Here is a 5,983-nt window from a genome sequence, read left to right on the forward strand (position 1 = left end):
ATTGATGATCGGCGCGATGGCGTTCGGGAACGCATGCTTGCGGATGACCGCGAAAGCCGAGAGGCCCTTGAGCTCGGCCGTCTCGACATAGGCTGACTGCATGACGTTGAGGATCGCCGCGCGCGTCATGCGCATCATGTGGGCAAGAACCACCAGTGTCAGGGCCGCGGCCGGCAGCGCGATAGCCTGCAGGCGTTCGCCGAGAGACACTCCGTCGTAGACGGTGGAAATGGCGGGGAACCACTGGTGCTGAACCGCGAAGTAGAACACCAGCAGATAGCCGATGAAGAATTCCGGGAACGAGGTCGAGGCGAGCGCCAGCCCGGAGATCAGCTTGTCGACCCAGCCGTTGCGGAAACGCACCGCGATCAGGCCGAGCGTGATGGCCAGCGGAATGGCAACGATCGCCGCCCAGAAGGCTAGGAGCAGCGTGTTCCACAGCCGTTCCTTGATCGATGTCGCGATGTCCTGCCCACTAGACATGGCGGTGCCGAGATCGCCGGTGAGCACGCCGCCAAGCCAATGGAAGTAACGGATATAGGCAGGCTGGTTGAGCCCGAGCTGCTCGCGCAGGTTGGCCAGCGACTCCGGCGTCGCCGACTGTCCGAGAATGGCTTGCGCGACATCGCCGGGCAGGATCTGGCTGCCGGCGAAGATCAGGACCGAAACGGCCAGCAGAAGGAGGATGCCCAGCGCAATGCGCTGGGCCACCAGTCTAAATACGAGACTCACGTTTTAGGCCTGCCAGCACAGGACGGCGGCCTTACCGTTCATCATGTCCATATTGGGGTTTTCCTGCCATCCAGCGACACGGTCGCTGCGGTAGGCCTTTATGAAGCTCTTGAACATTGGGGTGATCAGTCCACCCTGATCTCGCAGGATCAGGTTCGCTTCGCCATACATTTCCTTGCGCTTGGTCTTGTCGAGTTCGCCTCGCGCTTTCAGGATCAACGCGTCGAACTTTGGATTCTTGAAACGGGTATCATTCCAGTTTGCCGAGGAGACATAGGCGGATGAGAATATCTGGTCCTGTGTGGGCCGACCGCTCCACTCTGAGGCCGAGAAAGGTTCCTTGTTCCAGACTTGGTCCCAGTAGCCATCGCTCGGTTCGCGCTTGAGCTCGATCTTGATGCCGGCCTTGGCGGCGCTTTGCTGGAACAGCTGCGCGGCGTCGACGGCCCCAGCAAAGGCGACGTCGGAGGTCCTCAGAAGGATCGAGCCGTCATGGCCGGACTTCTTATAGTGGAACTTGGCTTTATCCGGGTCATAAGCGCGCTGTGGAATGGAACCGTCAAACAGCGGATAAGATGCGTTGATTGGGGAATCGTTGCCGATCGACCCGTAACCGGCAAGAATATTATTCAGCATCTGCTCACGGTCGATGGCGAGCTTCAGCGCCATGCGGAGGTCGTAGTTGTCGAATGGAGCAGTGTCACAGAACATATTGAAGCAGTTGTATGCGCGACCAACCGATGACTCAACGACGACCTTCGGTGCGCGCTTGAGAAGCCCGGCTACGCGAGGCTCGACCAGATTGACCATGTCCACTTGCCCAGACTGGAGCGCCGAATTCCTCGCAGTCGAATCGTTGATCACTAGGATATTGACCGCGTCGAAGTGACCTACGGTTGGATCCCAATAATTTTTAAACTTTTCCATCTGGATGCGTTCGCCCGGCTGGAAGCTATTCAGCTTATAGGCGCCGCTGAATACTCCCGCGTCCGGTTTGTCTGTCCCCCCGCCGGGCTGGATCACCAAATGCCAATCGGACATCAAATAGGGCAAATCTGCATTGGGAGATGTGAGCGAAATGACGACATTGCTGCCATCTACCTTCACATCGGCGATTTGCTGAAGGATCCCGAAGGCGCCCGACTTGGAATTCTTGTCGGAATGGCGCCGAATCGTCTTCACAATGTCGTCCGGCGACATTGTCTTACCATTGTGAAACTCGACGCCCTTGCGAATTTTAAACGTCCAAGTGGCGGCATCGGGCGAACTTTCCCAGCTCTCAGCAAGGGCCGGCACCGCTTCGCCCTTTGGCGAGACTTGGACCAGAGTCTCGCCCAAAGTGTGGAGGTAAACGAGTTGGACAACGTTGGAAGCTAGTGCAGGGTCCAGGGAGTCTGTTGCGCCTCCGCCCCCGAGCCCCATTGTTAGCGTACCACCTTTCTTTGGCGCGGCCGCCTTTGCGCTGGTGCCGAACATGCTATTTGCCGCGGCAGCGGCGAGACCTAGAGCCATGGTCCCTTGGAGGAAGCCCCGACGGCTATACCCGGCTTCTCCGCCAATTCTTGCGACATGACTGAACTCATCGTTTTTCATACTTTTTCCCCTTTGGTTTCTTGGCACTGATAACTCATTCCCCAGTCAGTCCATCCAGCATTCAGCTTGCATAGGACGTGAGCTGCCGAATTCTGTTAAGGGCCTGGGCGCATAGGCCGGACAAACGCGGGAACATATCCTTCCTACTTGGCATGGCAGCCGTTAAATGGCCCCGAACAGCAATATGCAGCAATTGCGTCATAAATGGAAGCATGTTCCACGAAAGGCTTATTGAGCTTTGGCGCGGCCGCCTTTGCGGCGGTGCCCGAACATGCTATTTTCCGCGGCAGCGGCGACTAGAGCCATGGTCCGTTTGAGGAGCTGCGGGCTATACCCCGGCTTCTCCGCCAACTTCTGCGACATGACTGAACTAATCGTTTTCACTTTTTTCCCCTGTGGTTTAGCAGCAATAAGCAGTTTCCCAGCCGCGCTATCCAGCATTTAGCGTTCATACGATGTGAGTTGCCGAATTCTGTTAGGCGCTTGGGCGCACAGGCCGCCGACAAAAAGCAAATGAATGCCCTTCCTACCTCGTATGACCTGGCAGCCGCTAGATGACCCCCAAGTATGGAGCAACTGCACCATAACTGGAAGCACGTTCCAACAAAGGCTCGTTGGGATTTGGAATGATCGTGTCCCGTAAGGATTTGAAACTGATGCCGAGATGTCTCAATCCATCTCCTTTGTGTTCGCCGGAACACGGCATCGCTCAAGCGCACGGAGACGGCAGCGTGTGAACGACTGTGAGAGAACCAAGTAATTTCTCAAGGCAAACCTGCGAGAGAAGCAGCCTGACCCGTCGCGCATGCTCGAGGTACGCAAGATCGGCCAGGATTTCAAACAAGAGCGACAGTCGTTCAACGACACAACCTCCTCCTGTCAAAGAGCAGTAGCTGGAACAGCGTCTCCCCGCAGAGCGACAAGAAAACGTCGCCCCGCCGGGGGGAGGATACCGGCGGGGCGAGCGGCGCGAAGGTCGCGCTCGCCGCAAGGCGACCGGACAGCGCCGACTGGATGACTTTCTGCGGTGCAATCGTCATTCCCACGGCCCCTGAAGCAGACCCAGTGCGGCGTGAGTCTTTTGTTGACCGATGCCGGCTGCCATCGCTGAGCACGGGCCGCTGATTGGTCGTGGACGAATGGTTGTTAGTGTCAGTAAAGGTGTCGTCATGTAGGGTTTGATTGCACTTTGACATCCTGAAACGGTTCGCAGGCTCTAAGTTAGCGACGCGACATCAACGCACCTCGCCGTTCGGCTCTGCGAGGCGTGGTTGTCGGCCGCTCGATCGCAAGTGTGGTGTGGGGAGAGTGCTCGCCGCCGTGCAGAGGGGCAGCCGCTCACCAAGTTGCTGGTCCTCCGCCCTGAGGCGATGGTTCAGACGAAGATAGTCCGTCCATGTCGGCGTTCGGAACATCTCGGACCAAAGGGTGGGGGTTTGCAAATTGCGCTGAAGCGTCCAGTTTCGCGCACCTGCCCGGCTTTGAACGCGGCGCCGCTCCCGCATGCAGTCAAGAAACGCGTCGACATCTTTCTCGGCAATTGCGTAGTCGACTTTGATGACTATGGGGCCGCTTCTGGGCTTCAACTGAAGCGCGAGCGATGGTGCCATGAAATCCGAAGTTTCTTGATCGGAGTCTTCCCACGGCCGTATCGGCAAGATGAATGCTGCGGCGGCAACAACCAGTAGAGCCGTTGCAGCGCCTTCCAAAGCCAGCGTCAGGGCGTAGTTCTCGGCAACACTGCCCCAGATCCAGCTGCCTGCGGCCATGCCGCCGTGGGCCAAGGCATAGTAGATTGAAAGCGTCCGGCCGACGACCCACCTCGGGCTCTCCAATTGTATGCATACATCCGTGCCGGTCCAGGTGAGAAGCCAGCCTGCGCCACCGGGTGCCAGTGCGATAGCCGCAACGGATAGCGAGGATGCAAGGGCAAGCGTAAGGCAACATGCGGCACACGCGACGGAGGCCAACGCGATAAGCCGGTCCTGGGACATGATCCGCCGGAGATGGTTGCTGCTAAGGCCGGCTGTGAACGCACCCATACGAAAAGCAGCTAGGAGGGTGCCGTAGGCAGTGGGCCCTTTTTCCAAGTGATCGCGGACGACAAGTGGCAGCAGGGCGAGGATGGCAATGCTCGCTAGCCCGAACAGGGTTCCGCGCGCGATTGCCGCTTTGATCTCTGAGGACATCGCGGTGAAGCGCACGCCATCATGAATGGCGGTAATTATTCGCTCGCGCGGCAGTGAAGACGAGCGAACGCACCATTTGGAGCGGGTGATAGCAGCAAGAGGAACCAGATCACTCACGGCTGCCAAAGCGAAAGCGGCGAGGGGTCCGAAGAAGGCGACAAGGACGCCGCCGAGTGCGGGGCCTGTGCTGCGCACGATGTTGAATCCGACCGACATCAGCGTCACTGCGGCCGGAATATCGCGTTTTCCAGGAGGTCACCGACAGACGCGGGCCAGGCCGGGTCATTCAAGGCAAAGCGGCATCCTGCCAAAAAATCCAGCCCAAGGATCAGCCATGGGCTCACAAAACCCAATCCGACGGAAATCGCTAGCGTTGCGGAAGCCAATGCAAGCAGGCAATGACCAGCCAGCATCACCCCGCGCCGGCTGAGACTATCGGCGATAGCGCCGGCGACGATCGATAGGAAGAAGGCGGTCAATGTGGATGAGGCCCGCACGAGTGCGACCATGAGATCGGAGGCCGAGATCGTAGCCATGAGCCAACTGATTGCCGTAGTTTGCACCACCCACCCGAGGCTTGACACTTGCGTGGCGGCCCAGATCGAACGAAACGGCGGGTTTCGAAGGGGAGCTAATGCCACCGAAAACGTCGAATGCGCATCGTCGTACTGCATCACGTGTTGCAACCCTGATGGAGATCGTCACTCCGCCAAAAAATAGCGTATGGAGCTTTTGACTCGCCCCGCGAGAACATGGGGGCGTTCCGGACACTTCCGGATCAACGAGCCTCGGTCCGATTTCCATGCCGCCGCACTGGGCTCTGTATCCATGCCAACCGGGAACCTTGCCTATTATTAGAACACGGTTCTGTTTATACCCTTGAGGCAGCGCTGTCAACTCGGCTTAACGAAGCCCTTCTTTGTAGACGCGTGATGGCTCCCGGGCGTGCCAACATTGCGATATTGTCGATCAGCCGTGTCTCGCCTAGCCAGGCGGCAACGAGCAGGCGCGCGGGCCTGTCAAGTGTGTGAATCGGCGCGAGGTCCTCCGTGGCCCGTAACTCGTCGATCCGGGCGTAGCCTGCCGCGGCAATCGCGACTACGTGTGTCGGCTCGACCAGCGTCCCGCCCGCGATGCGTGCGGCATCGAAAAGGATCACTGTAGGTTTTGGCGACCTGCCGCTCTGACGGCGAGAGCCGCACGTTGCACGAGGAAAGCGCCTTCGAGCTGATGCCGCCAGTTTTCTCGCTCCTGCAGCTACGAAAAAAGTGGAGGAGCTGGCAGGCCGGCTCATCAAAGAGTCGAGCTTCCGTCGCTTCATCGAGCAGCACGACTTAGTGGAAGAGACCGGCGATACCACCGCCGCGACCGGCGGGTGCCGGCAAAGCTTTTTGGCTTCCGCCACGCCGTGTACGAAGGGCAGTTGCCAGAGCAAAATTGCCGCTGGCAAGGGCTTGACTTCCCATATC

The 5,983-nt window shown here is 58.6% G+C and carries 3 protein-coding genes and 2 pseudogenes; 1 reads left to right on the top strand and 4 read right to left on the bottom strand.

What is annotated here, in order from left to right:
• The 4 genes and pseudogenes from EOA33_RS21145 to EOA33_RS21160 form a co-directional block, all read right to left on the bottom strand.
• Positions 1-732: ABC transporter permease (locus EOA33_RS21145; RefSeq protein WP_145989224.1), on the bottom strand; the 732-nt coding region annotated here is incomplete at its 3' end.
• Between the two features lie 3 nt (positions 733-735).
• Positions 736-2,325, bottom strand: coding sequence for an ABC transporter substrate-binding protein (locus EOA33_RS21150; protein WP_127406481.1), 1,590 nt, complete (start codon positions 2,323-2,325; stop codon positions 736-738).
• Between the two features lie 228 nt (positions 2,326-2,553).
• Positions 2,554-2,766, bottom strand: coding sequence for a hypothetical protein (locus EOA33_RS21155; RefSeq protein ID WP_127406482.1), 213 nt, complete (start codon positions 2,764-2,766; stop codon positions 2,554-2,556).
• Positions 2,767-3,546: 780 nt separating this feature from the next.
• A pseudogene (locus EOA33_RS21160) lies at positions 3,547-5,188 on the bottom strand (MFS transporter).
• Positions 5,189-5,735: 547 nt separating this feature from the next.
• Between EOA33_RS21160 and EOA33_RS39775 the strand changes: the two are divergent.
• Positions 5,736-5,972, top strand: a pseudogene (locus EOA33_RS39775) (hypothetical protein); the annotation flags it as partial.
• Positions 5,973-5,983 lie beyond the last annotated feature (11 nt).

Origin of the sequence: Mesorhizobium sp. M4A.F.Ca.ET.050.02.1.1 (assembly GCF_003997725.1) — a bacterium.
Classification (GTDB): Bacteria; Pseudomonadota; Alphaproteobacteria; order Rhizobiales; family Rhizobiaceae; genus Mesorhizobium.